This is a genomic window from Neptunomonas sp. CHC150 (assembly GCF_030397555.1).
GTDB lineage: Bacteria > Pseudomonadota > Gammaproteobacteria > Pseudomonadales > Balneatricaceae > Neptunomonas > Neptunomonas phycophila.
In genome coordinates, this window is sequence record NZ_JAPNXU010000010.1 from 237,937 (window position 1) to 255,805 (window position 17,869).

At 47.3% G+C, this 17,869-nt stretch carries 11 protein-coding genes; 5 read left to right on the forward strand and 6 right to left on the reverse strand.

Annotated elements, in window-relative coordinates; all coding sequences use genetic code 11:
- Nucleotides 1-19: 19 nt before the first annotated feature.
- Complete coding sequence (locus OW491_RS12885; protein WP_290036360.1) at nt 20-394, forward strand: PilZ domain-containing protein; 375 nt, start codon at nt 20-22, stop codon at nt 392-394.
- A gap of 53 nt (nt 395-447) precedes the next feature.
- Here the strand turns inward: OW491_RS12885 and radA are convergent, their stop codons facing one another.
- The gene (gene radA / locus OW491_RS12890; protein WP_290036361.1) at nt 448-1,818 is read right to left on the reverse strand and encodes a DNA repair protein RadA; all 1,371 of its coding nucleotides are present in this window, start codon (nt 1,816-1,818) and stop codon (nt 448-450) included.
- Nucleotides 1,819-2,039: 221 nt separating this feature from the next.
- A complete protein-coding gene (gene hemE / locus OW491_RS12895) occupies nt 2,040-3,128 on the reverse strand; it encodes a uroporphyrinogen decarboxylase (protein WP_290036363.1) in 1,089 nt (362 codons plus the stop codon).
- A gap of 219 nt (nt 3,129-3,347) precedes the next feature.
- Between hemE and OW491_RS12900 the strand changes: the two genes are divergently transcribed.
- Complete coding sequence (locus OW491_RS12900) at nt 3,348-4,112, forward strand: AraC family transcriptional regulator (RefSeq protein ID WP_290036365.1); 765 nt, start codon at nt 3,348-3,350, stop codon at nt 4,110-4,112.
- Nucleotides 4,113-4,187: 75 nt separating this feature from the next.
- On the opposite strand, the gene purK is transcribed toward OW491_RS12900, so the two are convergent.
- Both purK and purE read right to left on the reverse strand, forming a co-directional pair.
- A complete protein-coding gene (purK, locus tag OW491_RS12905; RefSeq protein WP_290036366.1) occupies nt 4,188-5,264 on the reverse strand; it encodes a 5-(carboxyamino)imidazole ribonucleotide synthase in 1,077 nt (358 codons plus the stop codon).
- Between the two features lie 5 nt (nt 5,265-5,269).
- Entirely contained in the window at nt 5,270-5,761 is a 492-nt protein-coding gene (purE, locus tag OW491_RS12910) for a 5-(carboxyamino)imidazole ribonucleotide mutase (RefSeq protein ID WP_075171090.1), read from the reverse strand.
- A 312-nt stretch (nt 5,762-6,073) separates the two neighbouring features.
- On the opposite strand from purE, the gene putA reads away from it, so the two are divergent.
- The 3 genes from putA (at nt 6,074) to putP (ending at nt 11,487) form a co-directional block, all read left to right on the forward strand.
- The gene (putA, locus tag OW491_RS12915) at nt 6,074-9,208 is read left to right on the forward strand and encodes a bifunctional proline dehydrogenase/L-glutamate gamma-semialdehyde dehydrogenase PutA (protein ID WP_290036367.1); all 3,135 of its coding nucleotides are present in this window, start codon (nt 6,074-6,076) and stop codon (nt 9,206-9,208) included.
- Between the two features lie 10 nt (nt 9,209-9,218).
- Nucleotides 9,219-9,896 (forward strand): hypothetical protein, encoded by a 678-nt coding sequence (locus OW491_RS12920; protein WP_075171088.1) that lies wholly within the window; start codon nt 9,219-9,221, stop codon nt 9,894-9,896.
- A 100-nt stretch (nt 9,897-9,996) separates the two neighbouring features.
- Nucleotides 9,997-11,487, forward strand: coding sequence for a sodium/proline symporter PutP (gene putP, locus OW491_RS12925; RefSeq protein ID WP_075179177.1), 1,491 nt, complete (start codon nt 9,997-9,999; stop codon nt 11,485-11,487).
- Between the two features lie 156 nt (nt 11,488-11,643).
- Here putP and OW491_RS12930 read toward each other — a convergent pair whose 3' ends face one another.
- Together OW491_RS12930 and gltB are read right to left on the reverse strand one after the other, a co-directional pair.
- The gene (locus OW491_RS12930) at nt 11,644-13,074 is read right to left on the reverse strand and encodes an FAD-dependent oxidoreductase (protein WP_075171086.1); all 1,431 of its coding nucleotides are present in this window, start codon (nt 13,072-13,074) and stop codon (nt 11,644-11,646) included.
- 170 nt (nt 13,075-13,244) lie between these two features.
- On the reverse strand, nt 13,245-17,702 hold the full coding sequence (gene gltB, locus OW491_RS12935) for a glutamate synthase large subunit (RefSeq protein WP_075171085.1): 4,458 nt from the start codon (nt 17,700-17,702) through the stop codon (nt 13,245-13,247).
- Nucleotides 17,703-17,869: the final 167 nt, after the last annotated feature.

A 17,869-nucleotide genomic window follows, 5' to 3' on the forward strand; every position in this document is an offset into this window, starting at 1 on the left:
TTGGCCTACGGAGGCTGCTGTGACCACCCCTACTACTGAACGCCGTCGATTCGCTCGCATTCACTTTGATGGCGACTGTATGTTTTATTCTGATACTGTCAAAGCCCCACTTAAAATCAATGACATTAGCTTTAAAGGCGTATTAGCCGAATCAGAACACCTACCTGAGCTAAAAGTCGACGATAAAGGCTTACTGATTATACAGCTCGATTCAGGCGAAACCCGGATCGAAATGCCCGTTACAGTCAATCATTTAACGGCTCGGTGCATCGCATTCCAAGCTGGCACCATGGAACTGGAAAGCATCGCCTACTTGCGCCGATTGGTCGAGCTCAACTTAGGCGATCCATCTTTGCTAGAACGCGAATTAGAAAATTTAGTGGCTCAAGAATAACAAACGGGTCTAGCTCTTTTATGCCAGCACTTTGTCGGGATCAGCTATCGTACTTAAATAGCATCTAGCGCTTCTTCTAATCGCGAGACGCCGACCACTTCCAAGCCAGGAATTTTTTCTTTCGGTGCATTGCCTTTAGGAACAATAGCCCTTGTAAAGCCATGTTTGGCCGCCTCTCTAATACGCTCTTGGCCATTAGGAACAGGACGGATCTCCCCCGACAAGCCAACTTCCCCAAATACCATCAAGTCTTGAGGTAAGGCGCGATCGCGATAACTCGAAACAACCGCCAGCAACAAGGCTAAATCGGCACTGGTTTCAAGCACCTTCACGCCACCTACGACGTTGACGAAAACATCCTGATCTCCCATATGCATACCGCCATGACGATGCAACACAGCTAGCAACATCGCCAACCGATTAGCTTCTAACCCCACGGCAACTCGGCGAGGGTTATTCATATGCGACTCATCTACTAAGGCTTGAATCTCAACCAGTAAAGGGCGAGTTCCTTCCCACACCACCATCACTACACTGCCTGGGCTTGGCTTTTCACCACGATTAAGAAAAATCGAGCTTGGGTTCTTCACCTCTTTCAAGCCTGTTTCAAGCATGGCAAATACACCTAACTCGTTCACAGCGCCAAAGCGATTTTTATGTGACCGTAGCGTCCTAAACCGACTATCCGACGAGCCTTCCAGCTGCAGCGAGCAGTCAATCATATGTTCCAGCACTTTTGGCCCTGCTAGCGAGCCGTCTTTAGTAACGTGCCCTACTAAAAATAAAACCGTACCCGTTTGCTTCGCATAGCGCGTCAAATCCGCCGCCGATTCCCTTACTTGCGCAACGGAGCCCGGAGCTGACGAGATCTCTGCCATATGCATAACTTGGATAGAATCAATGACGATCACTTTTGGCTGCAGTTCAGAAGCCACCTGTGTTATCGACTCCACACTGGTTTCCGATAACATTTTGAGCTGATCCGCTTTTAAGCCTAGACGATGCGCCCGCATTGCCACCTGCTGCAATGACTCCTCACCGGTTATGTAAAGCGCCGGCATTTTTTCAGCAAGGTAACACATAATTTGCAACAAAAGCGTGCTTTTACCGGCTCCGGGATGCCCTCCCATTAATACTGCCGAGCCTTGAACCAAACCTCCACCTAGTACCCGATCAAGCTCATTAGACCCTGTGGACATACGCGGCATTTCGGCCAAGTTCACTTCACTTAAGCTTTGCACTCGCCCACTGGTCTTGCCCGCATACCCATCAAAGCGAGGTTTAGCAGCCGCGCTTTTTTCTGCGGCGCCCAAACGCATTTCGGTTAATGTATTCCATGCTTGGCATGCTGTGCACTGACCTTGCCACTTTGAGTAATCAGCACCACACTCGGTGCAAACATACGCGGTTTTGGTTTTAGCCATAAAGCCTACTACCTACCTAAATATTTTATGAACATTACTTAATTAACAAAACTTTAGCATAAGAAACGCTAAAAATATGTATATCCATACAGCTTTTAAACTCATTTAATGAGTTTAATATAAAAGAGGCAACACATGGGTATATAGATCTGCTTACTCGTCTATCCACAAAAAAGGACGCTCGAAGCGCCCTTTTAAATCATTCGTTATTTCAACTGCTCTCAGGCATGGTACTTAGCACTGAGCTCATGCACAGCATCCACAAACACCTTTGCATGATCCGGATCGGCAAACTGATGAATACCATGACCCAAGTTAAAAACTTGACCATTCCCCGGCCCAAAGCGCTCTAGAATATCAGCCACTTCTGCCCGGATACGCTCAGGAGATGCATACAATACGCTAGGGTCCATATTGCCCTGCAAGGCCACTTGACCACCAACACGCTGGCGAGCCTCACCAATATCTGTCGTCCAATCAACACCTAGTGCATCAGGCTTAGCAGCTGCCATAGACTCCAACCACTGACCGCCATTCTTAGTGAACATAATCACTGGCACTTTGCGGCCTTCATGTTCTCGTATCAGGCCAGCGACAATGCGCTCCATATAAGCCAGCGAAAACTGTTGATACATTTCACGACTCAATACGCCGCCCCATGTATCAAAAATCTGGACCGCTTGAGCACCTGCACGAATCTGCGCGTTTAGATAAGTCGTTACCGATTGCGCAAGTTTATCCAGCAGTGCATTTAACACGTCGGGCTCGGCATACATCATTTTTTTAATATGACGGAAATCCTTCGAAGAACCGCCCTCAACCATATAGGTCGCCAGCGTCCAAGGGCTGCCAGAAAAGCCTATAAGAGGAACCCTACCGTTTAACGCGCCACGTATTTCTGTGACGGCGTTCATTACATAATCCAAATCGACTTCCGCATTTGGAACGACGATATCAGACACATCTTTTTCTGTGCGGATGATCTTTTTAAAGCGCGGCCCTTCGCCCTGCTCAAAATACAAACCCAAATCCATAGCATCAGGAATTGTTAAAATATCCGAAAATAGGATTGCAGCATCTAAATCAAAACGCTCAAGGGGCTGTAGTGTCACCTCACAAGCCAACTCACGATTCTTACATAAGCTTAAGAAATCGCCAGCTTGAGCTCGGGTCGCACGGTATTCAGGAAGGTATCGCCCTGCTTGGCGCATCATCCATACGGGAGTTACATCAACAGATTCGCGTAGTAAAGCACGCAGAAATCGATCGTTTTTTAGTGGCGCTTGTACTGTCGTTTGTGGTTCAGCCATAATCAATGTCAGCCATCATCAAGTTCGGATTCTGGCGAGCTATTCTACCGATTTCTTCACAAAAATGCGCCGCAATTCGTCCTAACTGAATTATCAATTAGGTTAGTCAACAAAATAACGAATACCGATAGCTTTAAGGCAAACAATCACCTAGCATAAATGATACTTGTTTCGATGATTGTATAATTATTAACCAAACCAGCTTATACTAAAATAACTATGCCAATCGCTGATACTAAACTACTCACATTACCAGAGACAGCAAACCATCATGACCATCAATACCACCAACTGGTGTTTGGTCTTGAAGGTGATACTGAATTTGATATCCAGGGTCGTGGTCAACACGTCAAGCTTGGTCACGGTTGTTTAGTACCTTCATCTACTGACCATGCTTTTTGCGGCATGGGTGACAATCGAATTGTTGTTATTAATATCCCAACAGACAAACTCGACGCTGGACTTATCGATCCTATTTCGCGCTTATTCAATGCGCCGTCTTATTTCACGCTCGATACTCAACGTAAGGTGCTACTGCAATCTATTTGTCGAGAAATGGCTGTCACCCCGCCCGAATCTCCTCTTCTTCAGGCATGCGGACAAGCATTACTGCTATCAATGCATAATTTCATGAACACACCTCGGCCGCGGAACAGCCAATCGGCGATAGACAAAACCGCTTTAGATCAGTACATCGCGATGAACATGCATCGTAAAATATCAATTTCTGAACTAGCCGCTTTAGTGTTTTTAAGCCCCAGCCATTTCCACAGCCGATTTAAAGAAGCCTTTAACATCACACCACATCAATATGTTCTACAAAAACGTTTAGAATACGCGCGACAGAAACTTGAGGAAGGATGGACGGTAATGAGAGCGGCTGAACATAGTGGTTTTAGCAGCCAAAGCGCATTTACCCACGCCTTTAGAGATTATTTTGCTATAACACCGGCACGCTGTAGAAAGCTTGTAAAAGAGCACTGACACATAACAAGCCAGCACTCTTAACTCTTAATGATCAACGCTGTTTAGATGAATACGGCTATCACCAAACGTTTGTTATTTATCGGACGACGATAGATTGCGATCAACCCATTCAAAGACTGTCGGGTATGGTTCTGGTAACAAGCTCGATAACTGGTGTAAAGAAGCACACAAATCAGATTGCTTGGGTGCACACACATTAATATGTCCCAATTTACGACCTGCTCTTACTTCCTTTCCGTACCAATACAGCTCAGCACCTTCAACACCCAACCAACCATCATTACGCTCAACGCCAATCAAGTTAATCATAACCGTTTGGGCTTTGATACGTGCAGGTGCCAACGTCAAACCCGCTACAGCGCGCACATGGTATTCAAACTGGCTAATTGACGCTCCTGCTTGAGTCCAATGGCCACTATTATGAACACGAGGAGCCAGCTCATTGACCATTAACTGATCCCCAACCCGGAAGCACTCCATTGCCATTACGCCCACATAATTTAGCGAGGTAAGTAGCTTACCGAGCATAGACTCCGCCACAGGCTGTAACTGAGCTAAACGCGAGAGCGGAGAGACCGATGCCATAAGAATGCCATCTAAGTGCAGGTTTAGCGTTAAGGGGTAAAAGAATAGGTTACCATCTTTATCGCGCGCGCCAACTAACGACACCTCTTCATCAAATGGTATTTTCTGCTCGGCGATCGATTGATTTAGAAAATCTTCTGGAACTTGAGTGGACTCAGCATTCTTTAACCAATATTGCCCGCGCCCGTCATAGCCACCTGTTCGGCGCTTCAATAGAACCGTATCGCCTAAGGCTGAGTACAAGCTAGCAGCCGTTGTTTCTGCTTCAACGACACGCCAAGGTGCCGTAGCAATGGAAAGCTCATCCAGCAACTGCTTTTGTGTATAACGGTCAGCCAAGCGAGGAAAGACATCTTTGTTAACAAAGTTTGGATGCGCCGATAGCTGATCAGTTACAGCCGACTGGGGCCACAATTCAATCTCTGCTGTTACGGCATCGTCAGAGCCAAGACTTACCTTAGGCGCGTCAAATGCAACAGCTTCTACGTCAACATTAAGCGGCAAACCGGCATGTTTCATCATCGCGCCTAATTGCCCAGCGCCAAGAACCCACACTTTTTTCATAACAACTACGCTTCCCGAGGATCCGGATTATCTAAAATGGTTTCAGTTTGTTCGTGACGGAAGCTATCTAAACGAGCAGCAAGCTCCGCGTCTTGGTTCGCTAAAATTTGCGCCGCGAGCAAGCCCGCATTGAATGCACCTGCTGTACCGATCGCCAGCGTACCTACCGCTATACCCTTGGGCATTTGCACAATAGATAACAGGCTATCCATACCGCTCAACGCTTTACTTTGAACAGGAACACCCAAAACCGGCAAACGAGTTTTAGAAGCCACCATGCCCGGTAGGTGCGCCGCACCGCCAGCCCCGGCTATGATAACTTGATAGCCATCATCCACAGCAGCAGCCGAAAACGAAAATAATTTATCAGGCGTGCGGTGAGCAGAGACTACTTCGACATGATAAGGAACCTGCAATAGGTCTAAAATATCAGACGCATTTTTCATCGTTTCCCAATCACTTTTGGAACCCATGATGATGGCAACTTTCGGCTGCATAGTAAGAAAACCCAGTTTAATCTAGTGATCTATAGTAGTGCGATAAGCGAGGCCAATCGCGAAAGCAGCGCATAATAGCAAATAACCCCGTTTTGATCTGCATAAAGTCGCATTTTAGATCGCATATGCGACATCAAATCAAAAAAGTTCCTTAAAAGCGGGGCAAAACCAACCCTCGTGTAGTTTTTCACAAAAGCTCCGTAGTTTTTCGCAAGACGAAAACTACATGTTGTCCCTAAAGTGAAACAATCATGTTTTAGGTTACTCCGCATTTTGCGAACGGCCTGTGTTGTGTTTTAGGAGAGCATACCTATGTTCAAGGCTATTGATGTCTTAACGCCCGGTTTTATCGACCAGCCACTATCGGCTATTTGGTCACTTATATCACCGCTTTACTCGGTCGACGAGTCAACTTGGTTACAAGAGCTGTTGCCCTTGGCCACCCCTACCGAGCAGGAACGCCAAAATACAACAACAGCGGCTACACAGCTGATCCAGCAAGTTCGTAAGGATGACGATGCCATCCACATGATCGACGCTTTACTACTGGAATATAGTCTAGATACACATGAAGGTATCCTTCTCATGTGCTTGGCTGAGGCTTTGATGCGCATTCCTGACGCGGATACGGCTGATGCGCTGATCCGCGACAAACTATCTGTTGCCGACTGGAAAAAACACCTTAGCAACTCAGATTCCCTATTTGTAAACGCATCGACCTGGGGCTTATTAGTCACAGGAAAAGTCGTAACAATGGATGAAAATGAAGACGGCACGCCTTCCAATGTCATCAATCGCCTTGTTAACCGCGTATCCGAGCCTGTAATTCGTAAAGCCATGAATCAGGCGATGAAGATCATGGGGCACCAATTTGTATTAGGTCGCAACATGAAAGAAGCCCTTAAACGCGGCCACGGCTTTCGTGACAAAGGCTACACCTACTCGTTTGATATGCTAGGCGAAGCAGCTTTAACACAGCAAGATGCAAATAAGTACTTCGACGATTACATGAAAGCCATTACGGCTGTCGGTAACGACGGCTACCAAGGCAGCAACTCTCCTAGCCCAACCATTTCTATTAAGCTTTCTGCCCTGCACCCTCGCTACGAGGTAGGACAAAGTGAGCGTGTGATGGGAGAAATGCGTGAACAACTACTTGGGCTTATTCGCCATGCGCGATCGCTTAATGTGGGTATCACCATTGATGCAGAAGAAGCCGATCGTCTAGAGCTGTCTTTGCACTTATTCAAATCACTATACGAACACCCAGACACCCGCGGCTGGGGTCAGTTTGGCTTAGTAGTCCAAGCCTACTCAAAACGCGCGCTACCGGTCCTCGCTTGGTTAGCAGCCCTTGCCAAACAGCAAGGAGACTGTATTCCTCTGCGTCTGGTTAAAGGCGCTTACTGGGATACTGAAATTAAAAACTGCCAACAGCGCGGCCTTAGCGGTTACCCGGTTTATACTCGCAAAGAAGCGACTGACACGTCTTACCTAGCTTGTGCGCGCTTCCTATTGAGTGAACCTGTTCGTGGGAATATCTTCCCGCAGTTTGCCAGCCATAATGCCCACACAGTAGCGGCCATTACTCAAATTGCCCAACACTCAGATTTTGAGTTCCAACGACTTCATGGCATGGGCGATGCTCTATACAACACTGTAATCAAACAAAACGATGTAAACGTACGCATATACGCACCGGTAGGTAGCCATAAAGACTTGCTTCCTTACCTCGTACGCCGTTTACTTGAAAACGGAGCCAACAGCTCATTTGTTCACCGTTTGGTGGACGCTCGCTGCCCTATTGAGGACCTTGTTCACCATCCCGCAGACGTCCTTGCGGGTCGTTCACCACTGGCTAATCCTCACATTCCGTTACCAGCTGACCTTTACGGTGATGAGCGTCGTAACTCACAAGGCTTCAACATCGAAATTGAGCACGAGTGGTCAACGTTTAGCGATCGCATTAAGCCTTTCATGCAGACACAATGGAAGGCTGGCCCTCTTATCAATGGCCAATTAATAACCGAAAACGTGGACATTAAATCTGTTCTAGCGCCATACGACCACAGCGAAACCGTAGGCAGCATCGGATGGGCTAATGCTGATTTGGTTAATGATGCTCTGAACACCGCCGCCCAAGCCTACCCTGCATGGCGTGATACGCCAGTGAATGAGCGCGCAACGGCGTTAGAAAAACTAGCTGATTTATTGGAAGAAAACTACGGCGAGTTCATGGCTCTTTGTCATCGTGAAGCCGGCAAAACAATCCAAGACAGTATTGATGAAGTCCGCGAGGCTGTTGATTTCTGCCGTTATTATGCTGTCCAAGCACGCAAAAACATGAGCGCTCCCGTCAGCTTTACTCGCCATGATCAACGCACCGTTCAGATGACTCGTAAAGGACGCGGCGTATTCGTGTGCATTTCGCCTTGGAACTTCCCGTTAGCGATATTTTTAGGCCAAGTTACTGCAGCCTTAGCCGCAGGCAACACGGTTATTGCTAAACCTGCAGAGCAAACAGGTCTTATTGCATTTCGTGCTATTGAACTCATGCTTGAAGCTGGCATTCCAGCCGGAGCTATTCAGTTTATGCCGGGTGATGGTGCGACAGTAGGTGCACCGCTGACCTCCGATAGCCGTGTAGCTGGCGTTGCCTTCACCGGCTCCACTGATACAGCTCGTTTAATTAACGCCGCTTTAGCAACACGTGACGCAGCGCCTGTGCCATTTATCGCTGAGACCGGCGGTCAAAACGCAATGATTATTGACTCTACATCTTTGCCTGAGCAAGTGGTACGTGATGTGGTTCGATCCGCATTTGCATCAGCCGGCCAACGTTGTTCTGCGCTTCGAGTGCTGTTTGTACAACAGGATGTAGCTGATCGAATCATCCCAATGATCAAAGGTGCCATGCAAGAACGCTCTGTAGGTCTGCCTGAGCAGCACAAAACCGATATAGGTCCAGTTATTGACCGTGAAGCGCAAAGCGGCTTACTTAACCATATCGCACGCCTCAAACAAGAAGCGACACTCATTGCAGAGTCTCCTTTACCGGCGTACGCTGAAAAAGGAACGTTTGTTGCTCCAACTGCATTTGTTATCGATTCTATCGATCAGCTTACCGAAGAGCAGTTTGGCCCTATTCTTCACGTAGTCCGCTATAAAGCGAAAGAGCTGGATTCGGTTATCGATCGCATTAATGCAACAGGTTTCGGCCTCACTTTAGGGGTGCATTCACGCAACGAAACGACAGCCAAGCATATTGCACAGCGCGTAAAAGCTGGCAACATATATATCAACCGAGATCAAGTCGGCGCTGTTGTTGGGGTTCAACCTTTCGGCGGACAAGGTCTTTCAGGTACCGGCCCTAAAGCCGGCGGGCCGCACTATCTCAATCGTTTTACGGTAGAACACCATACCGTTTTAGATACAGCTCAGGCATAAGGGGAAGAACATGACTGAATTAAACACTCAGACCCAATCAGCCTTGTCAGCACAAGAGCTATGGAATAATAAAAGCGCGGCTGCTCGAGTGGCTCTTTTAACCCCGATCGCGCAACATTATTCATTAGCGGCGTGGCTACTTGAAAAAATAGCTAACCATATGGAAGAAGAGCTGGTTTTACCAGGACCAACGGGTGAAGCAAATACACTGCTATGGGGCGGACGCGGCGTTGTGGCTGTATGTTGCGACGACACAGCATCCACACCAGCAGCCAGTAATGCATTTGCAGCTCACGCCTTTACAGCATTGGCGACTGGCAACGCTGTCGTCTTACAAGCGTGCTCACCTGCGGCAAAAGCACTAGCTTCCTCTTTGGCTGAAGCCTTGCCAAAAGGGCTCGTACATATCAGCGACTCCTCTCTAGAAACGCTAGCGAACGATATTAATTTTGCGGCATACGCCTTTGTCGGAAGTGCCGAAAACGAAACAGTACTCAACCGCCTTTTATCAAAGCGCGGAGGAGCATTGGCGCAGTTAATCTCAGAAACCGACTGGGATAACAGCGTGCTACAAACTAGCCAAGATTACCCTTGGCGGTTTACGACAGAAACCACTCTCACCGTAAACACTACGGCCGTGGGTGGGAACGCCTCGTTGCTGGAATTGGGTGGCAGCAACGATCATTAAAAAAAGAATAACGCCAGCGCAATGTCTGGCGTTTTTTTCATCTATCGGCCAGTAAACCCTGTGCTTACTGGAAACTATACTTATAAAAGGGGTCATCTCAATGATTGAGAATAGCGGTGCAATTATAGGCACTTTTATCGTCTATCTGGGTTTAATGCTCGCCATTGGTGTGTACGCATACAGGCGCACAGCCAATTCTTCCGACTACTTCTTAGGTGGTCGTACCTTAGGACCGTGGCCAGCGGCATTATCGGCCGGCGCTTCTGACATGAGCGGCTGGTTGCTATTGGGGTTACCCGGTTACGCCTTTTCATCAGGCTTAGAATCTTTGTGGCTAGGAGGAGGTTTACTGTTAGGTACGTGGCTCAACTGGTTACTGGTTGCCAAGCGCCTACGCACTTATAGCTTTGTTGCTGAAGATGCGATCACTCTTCCAGAATTTTTCGCTAAACGCTTCCAAGACAAATCTAATTTGTTGCAAGTAATTTCCGCTTTTTTCATTTTGCTGTTCTTCTTGTTTTATACCAGCTCGGGTCTAGTAGCAGGCGGCAAATTATTTGAAACCGTATTCGGTTTGGATTACACCCTAGCACTTGTCATCGGCACGCTATGTGTAGTCTCTTACACTTTATTCGGTGGTTTCTTAGCGGTATCTTGGACTGACCTTGTGCAAGGTCTATTAATGGCTGCGGCATTGGTTGCTGTTCCTGTAATTGCTATGCAGTCTGAAGGCGGATTTGACGCTCTCTTCGCTGCTGTAGAAGCCAAGAACCCAGAACTTCTCACTATTTGGAATGACGCCTCAGGTGAGCCTCTCACATGGATTGCCATTGTATCGCTAGCAGCTTGGGGCTTAGGCTACTTTGGCCAACCGCACATTTTAGCTCGTTTTGCGGCTATTCGAAGCAATGCTGATGTACCTACAGCTCGTCGTATCGCTGTAACTTGGTCAGCCATTGCAATGGCCGGTGCTATATTAGTTGGCTTCACCGGTATGATTTACGTGGACACTAACCTTGCTGGCACTCTAGGTGACGGCGAAAAAATCTTCATGGTTTTAGTGAACGCAATGTTCCACCCCGTTGTGGCCGGTATTCTATTAGCTGCGATCTTGGCTGCCATTATGAGTACTGCTGACTCACAACTGCTTGTATCTTCTTCTGCATTAGCCGAAGACTTTTATAAGCAAGTGTTCAATAAAGATGCTACCCAAAAGCAAGTTGTCTTAGTGGGTCGTGTAGCGGTTATTGGTTTATCCATTATTGCTCTTTTACTGGCACTTAACCCTGATAGCTCAGTACTTGGCCTAGTGTCTTACGCATGGGCAGGCTTTGGTGCTGCATTTGGTCCTACGCTAGTTCTAAGCCTCTACTGGAGCGCTATGAACCGCAAAGGCGCCTTGGCAGGTGTCATTGTGGGTGGCCTAACTGTAGTTGTCTGGAAACAACTCAGTGGCGGTTTGTTCGACTTGTACGAAATCGTACCAGGCATTGTGTTCGCAACAATCGCGATTGTTGCCGTAAGCCTAGCAACTGGCGAGCCTAGCGATGAAGTTAAAGCTCAGCACAAACGCTTCAAAGACGCGCTTTAAGCCAAGTCGAAGCACCCAACCTAAAGAGATCGAGCCTATGTAGATCTCTTTAGGTACACCTAAAAACACTAAGGTGTCAGAAACAAAAAAGCCGCTAATAAAATTAGCGGCTTTTTTAGGTCCGTAAACAGATGACCATTTACTACATGTCGTGTCTTAAACTTCTAAAAAGTCCAAGATACCTTCAGCTGCTTTGCGGCCTTCAGCAATAGCCGTCACCACCAAATCAGAACCACGAACCATGTCTCCACCGGCAAACACTTTATCGTTCGTTGTTTGGAACGCATGACGACCAAGTTCTGGACTCTCCGGCGCGATCACCCGCCCATCTTGGTGCAAATCTATACCAAAATCAGCAAACCATGGAGCAGGGCTTGGACGGAAACCAAAAGCGACAAGCACAGCGTCAGCAGGCAACACTTCTTCAGAACCCGGCACCACTTCAGCACGCTGACGGCCGTTTTCATCTGGCTCACCCATTTGCGTGCTAACCACTTTGATACCAACCACTTTTCCGTTTTCACCAACAACCTCAACAGGTTGACGGTTAAACTGGAACTTAACGCCCTCTTCACGTGCATTTTCCACTTCACGCTTAGAACCTGGCATATTGGCTTCATCACGACGATAAGCACAAACAACGCTTTTAGCACCCTGACGGATTGAGGTACGGTTACAGTCCATTGCTGTATCACCGCCACCTAATACGACCACCCGCTTTCCTTTCATCCCTATGTAATCCGCTTCATCTTTTTCAAAACCAAGGCAACGATTAACATTAGAAATTAAGAAAGGCAGTGCATCATAAACACCTTCAAGCTCTTCGCCTGGGAATCCACCTTTCATATAGGTATATGTACCCATGCCTAAGAAGACAGCATCATATTGGTCGATTAAGTCCTGCATTTGAACATCTTTACCAACTTCGGTGTTAAGGCGGAACTCAACACCCATATCGGTAAAAATTTCGCGACGACGAGACATAACATCTTTTTCGAGCTTAAACTCAGGTATCCCGAACGTCAGCAAGCCACCCACTTCTGGGTTACGATCAAAGACAACGGGCGTCACACCGTTACGCACCAAAATATCAGCCGCGGCTAATCCCGCAGGGCCAGCACCAATGATGGCCACTTTCTTGTCTGTTTTGACAACATGCGACATATCAGGACGCCACCCCATCGCAAAGGCGGTATCAGTGATGTATTTTTCAACAGAGCCGATGGTCACAGCACCAAAGCCTTCATTCAGCGTACACGCGCCTTCACATAATCGATCTTGCGGACATACACGACCACAGACTTCAGGCAACGAGTTGGTTTGATGGCTTAATTCAGCGGCTTTAATGATATTCCCTTCTGATACCAACTTGAGCCAGTTAGGAATATGGTTATGAACCGGACATTTCCATGAGCAATACGGGTTACCGCACTCTAAACAACGATGGGACTGCTCTGCAGCCTCTTCGCCTTTATAAGGCTCATAAATCTCGGCGTACTGTTTTTTACGAACAGATGCTTTGATCTTCTTGGGGCCTTCACGACCCACATCGAGGAACTGAAAATCGTTATTGAGACGTTCAGTCATATTGTCACCTCGTTTGAGGCACCCTTCAAAGGTGCAAATTAAAACTGGTTAGTGGTTAGCGCACAAACGGCAGCCGACCACATTACTACTCGAAACTTAACTGTGAACTTGAGGCCTGCAGGAAGTAAGCAAAGCGCATACCATACCAACAGGCCTTCGATATCACCGTATTATTCTGGGCGCTTACGTACGCTATTCATTAGATCGTTAATGCTGGCAGCTTTAGGTTTCACTAACCAGAAACGACCCAAGTAGTCTTCGTAGTTATCAAGGATCTCTTGACCCCACGCGCTACCCGTTTCTTTAACAAACTTGATGATGACTGAGCGTAAGTGGTTCTTATAAACCTCCATATGCTCAATATGAATACGATGTATCTCGACTAACTCGTGGTTATATTTATCCACGAAGTTCTTTTCAAGATCTAATACATAAGCAAAGCCACCGGTCATACCCGCACCGAAGTTATAGCCTGTCGGGCCTAAAACCGTGACAAGACCGCCGGTCATGTACTCACAACAGTGATCCCCGGCCCCTTCAATAACGGCATGACAGCCAGAGTTACGCACAGCGAAACGCTCACCTGCCGTACCCGCTGCATACAATTTACCACCGGTAGCACCGTATAAGCAGGTATTACCAATGATAGAAGTCTCATTCGACTTGATTGTTACTTCGCGGAATGGACGGATAACGACTTTACCGCCAGCCATGCCTTTACCTACGTAATCGTTGGCATCACCCTCTAGATACAGTGACTGACCACCCGCATTCCACACACCAAACGACTGTCCAGCATGACCTTTAAAACGGAAAGTAATCGGTGATGACTCCATCCCCAAATCGCCATAACGCTTAGCGATAGCTCCCGACGTACGGGCACCTACGGAGCGGTCACAATTGGTAATGGTCAATTCCCATTCACCGCCTGTTTTGTTTTCGATGCTCTCTAGCGACATCGCTAACATTTCAGTGTTTAACGAGCCTTGGTCATATGGCTCATTACGCGGCTTTTGACAAATCTGAGGATATTCAGCCGGTACACCCGCATCACTGATGATCGGCGACAAGTCCAAATTCTTTTGTTTAGAAGTAAAGCCTTCCGCTAACTCTAACAAATCAACGCGGCCAACTAATTCATCCATGGTTCGCACACCCATGGCAGCCATCCACTCTCGTGCTTCTTCAGCTACAAAGCGGAAGAAGTTCTTTGCCATTTCGACAGTACCACGGAAATGATCACGACGAAGCTCTTCATTTTGAGAAGCCACACCGGTTGCACAGTTATTTAGGTGGCAAATACGTAAATATTTACATCCCAGCGCAACCATTGGCATAGTACCAAAACCAAAGCTTTCTGCCCCAAGCATAGCTCCTTTCACAACATCCAAACCGGTTTTAAGACCACCGTCAGTTTGCAAACGGATATTGCCACGCAAATGGTTAGCACGTAGTGATTGGTGTGCATCTGCCAAGCCTAATTCCCACGGAGAGCCCGCATAGTGAATAGACGTTAATGGAGAAGCCGCTGTACCACCATCGTAGCCAGAGATAGTAATTAAATCGGCATACGCCTTAGCAACACCACACGCAATTGTGCCGACACCTGGACGTGATACTAATTTTACAGATACCAATGCTTCAGGGTTCACTTGTTTCAAATCGAAGATCAGCTGAGCCAAATCTTCAATCGAATAAATATCATGGTGTGGTGGAGGCGATATTAGCGTCACACCCGGAACGGAATAACGCAAACGGGCAATCAACTCATTTACCTTACCGCCAGGTAACTGTCCGCCTTCACCTGGTTTAGCGCCTTGAGCTACTTTAATCTGCATAACATCAGCACTACTCAAGTAACCCGGTGTAACACCGAAGCGACCAGAAGCAACCTGTTTAATTTTAGATCGCTTATTAGTGCCGTGGCGAACAGGGTCTTCACCGCCTTCGCCAGAATTAGACCGGCCACCTAGCTCATTCATCGCCATTGCTAGCGCCTCGTGAGCCTCAGGCGACAAAGCACCCAACGACATTGCGGCAGAGTCGAATCGTTTTAAGATATTTTCAACCGGCTCAACCTCATCCAGAGGAATAGGTTTAACGCCTTTTTTAAGCGACAGTAAATCACGGAGCGTAGCAACTGGGCGCTTGTTAACAAGATCAGCATAGATACGATATTTAGCCGGATCTCCTGTTTGCACAGCCTCGTGAATGGTACGCACCACATCAGGATTGTACGCATGGTACTCACCATCATGTGTATATTTGAGCAAGCCACCTTGCTGAATAGGCTTACGTGCAGTCCACGCTTCCTTAGCCAGCAACGACTGTTCAAATTGAAAATCTTCGAAGCGAGCCCCTTCAATCCGGCTAGTTACACCATTAAAGCAAAGATCAACTACTTCAGAACTCAAACCAATGGCTTCAAACAATTGCGCGCCACGGTAAGAGGCTATAGTTGAAATCCCCATCTTAGACAGGATTTTCATCAAGCCTTTCTTGATGCCTTTGCGATAATTTTCATGGCTCTCAAGCGGCGACAATGGAATCTCACCGTCTTTACACAAATCAGTCAAGACGCGATATGCCATGTACGGGAATACTGCCGTTGCACCAAAGCCAAACAAAACAGCAAAGTGGTGAGGATCTCGAGCGGTGCCGGTTTCAACAATGATGTTGGCATCACAACGCAGGCCGGTTTCTACTAGACGATAGTGCACAGCACCTGTCGCCATCGAAGCATGAACAGGAAGCTTGCCTTGCTCAATATCCGAGTCAGACAAAATAATGAGGGATTTTCCTGCACGAACGGCCTCTTCAGCCTGATCAACGATTAGCGTAATCGCCTGCTTCAAGCTTGTTGTTTCTGGGTCGTAATGCAGGCTTATTTGAGCGACTTCAAAGCCCTTCTCTGTATTATCACGCAAACGTTTAAACTTAGAGGCGGATAAAACAGGACTTGTCAGAATAACCCGACGCGCATGCTCGGCCGTCTCTTCGAACATATTTTGTTCGCGACCTAAGCAGGTTTCAAGCGACATCACGATGGCTTCTCGCAATGGATCGATTGGCGGGTTAGTCACCTGTGCAAACTGCTGACGAAAGTAATCATACGGTGAGCGAATGCGGCTAGAAAGCACAGCCATTGGCTTATCATCACCCATGGAACCAACAGCTTCCATACCGGACTCGCCTAAAGGACGTAAGATTTGCTCACGTTCTTCAAACGTCACTTGGTACATTTTCATGTACGCTTTTAACTCGTCAGCCGACATGTCCGTGAAGGATCTTGCTTCCTCATGGTTATCCAATGTCTGCTCTAAGCGTAATGCGTTCTCTTTAAGCCATTTTTTATAAGGCTTAGCCGCTTTGAGACGGTTATCGACATCGGCTGTATGTAAAATTTCACCAGTCTGAGTGTCAATCGCCAAGATTTGACCAGGACCCACGCGTCCTTGTGCCACAATGTCTTCCGGCTTGTAAGAAAACACGCCGATCTCAGATGCCGTGCAGATATAATCCTGCTTAGTCATTACCCAACGCGACGGACGCAAGCCGTTTCGGTCAAGCATACACACAGCAAAACGACCATCAGTCATTACCATACCCGCTGGACCGTCCCATGGCTCCATATGCATAGAGTTATACTCATAAAATGCACGTAAATCAGAATCCATAGTATCAACGTTCTGCCAAGCTGGCGGAACCACCATACGAACAGCACGGTAGATATCAACACCGCCCGCCATCAAAAACTCCAACATATTATCCATGCTGGAAGAGTCTGAACCAGTTGTATTAACAATAGGCTGGAGTTCATTTAATTCAGGTAGCAAATCTGTAGCAAACTTACGTGAACGAGCACGCGCCCAGCTACGGTTACCTTCGATTGTATTAATTTCACCATTATGGGCCAAGAAACGGAATGGCTGCGCCAATGGCCAGCGAGGTGCTGTGTTTGTTGAGAAGCGCTGATGGTATGTACACACCGCTGTTTTCAAACGCTCATCTGCCAAATCTTTATAAAAAGCTGGCAAATCAACCGGCATCATCAAACCTTTGTATGAAATTACGCTCTCAGACAAGCTGCAGATATAAAAATCGGCATCTGAAGTCAGGGCGTTCTCGGTTTTACGACGGGCAACAAATAAACTAATACCAAAAGCACGCTCGCTATTTTGGTCAGGCTCTACAAACACCTGTTCCATATGAGGGAGCGTGTCTTTTGCGATCGGCCCAAGACATGATTCATCTGTAGGCACAACACGCCAACCAGCGACTTTAAGGCCTTGAGCCTTCAATTCCTGATTCAGCGTTTCACGTGCTTTTTCAGCAAGTTTGGGTTCACGCGACATGAAAACCATGCCCACCGCATACTGCTCTCCTAATGTGATACCAAGCTCATCTTTGGTAACCATTCGAAGGAAGCTATCGGGCTTTTGCATAAGCAAACCGCAGCCGTCACCTGTCTTCCCATCGGCAGCGATACCGCCACGGTGGGTCATACACGCTAATGCTTCAATTGCCTTTAACAACAGATCATGACTGGCTTCACCTTTGAGGTGCGCCATCAGACCGAAGCCACAGTTATCCTTAAACTCACCGGGGCGATACAGACCTGTGCTCATAAGTCATTCTCACTTAAAAGTTCTTGTAAAACAAAGACTTAACAAAAAGCCTTTTCGACTGATTCTTATTATTGCAGGCAAAAAGGGACGGGTATTTTACACAGAGATACCGTTCGGGACAAATTTTAAGCAATTTGCCTTGCCCCTAAAGATTGGAAAAGCGCGAT

Bases quoted from the DNA above. Each gene is read 5' to 3' on its own strand.
- OW491_RS12900 (WP_290036365.1), top strand. From the start codon at position 3,348: ATGCCAATCGCTGATACTAAACTACTCACATTACCAGAGACAGCAAAC.
- radA (WP_290036361.1), bottom strand. From the start codon at position 1,818: ATGGCTAAAACCAAAACCGCGTATGTTTGCACCGAGTGTGGTGCTGAT.
- putA (WP_290036367.1), top strand. From the start codon at position 6,074: ATGTTCAAGGCTATTGATGTCTTAACGCCCGGTTTTATCGACCAGCCA.
- purE (WP_075171090.1), bottom strand. From the start codon at position 5,761: ATGCAGCCGAAAGTTGCCATCATCATGGGTTCCAAAAGTGATTGGGAA.
- hemE (WP_290036363.1), bottom strand. From the start codon at position 3,128: ATGGCTGAACCACAAACGACAGTACAAGCGCCACTAAAAAACGATCGA.
- OW491_RS12930 (WP_075171086.1), bottom strand. From the start codon at position 13,074: ATGACTGAACGTCTCAATAACGATTTTCAGTTCCTCGATGTGGGTCGT.
- OW491_RS12920 (WP_075171088.1), top strand. From the start codon at position 9,219: ATGACTGAATTAAACACTCAGACCCAATCAGCCTTGTCAGCACAAGAG.
- purK (WP_290036366.1), bottom strand. From the start codon at position 5,264: ATGAAAAAAGTGTGGGTTCTTGGCGCTGGGCAATTAGGCGCGATGATG.
- putP (WP_075179177.1), top strand. From the start codon at position 9,997: ATGATTGAGAATAGCGGTGCAATTATAGGCACTTTTATCGTCTATCTG.
- gltB (WP_075171085.1), bottom strand. From the start codon at position 17,702: ATGAGCACAGGTCTGTATCGCCCCGGTGAGTTTAAGGATAACTGTGGC.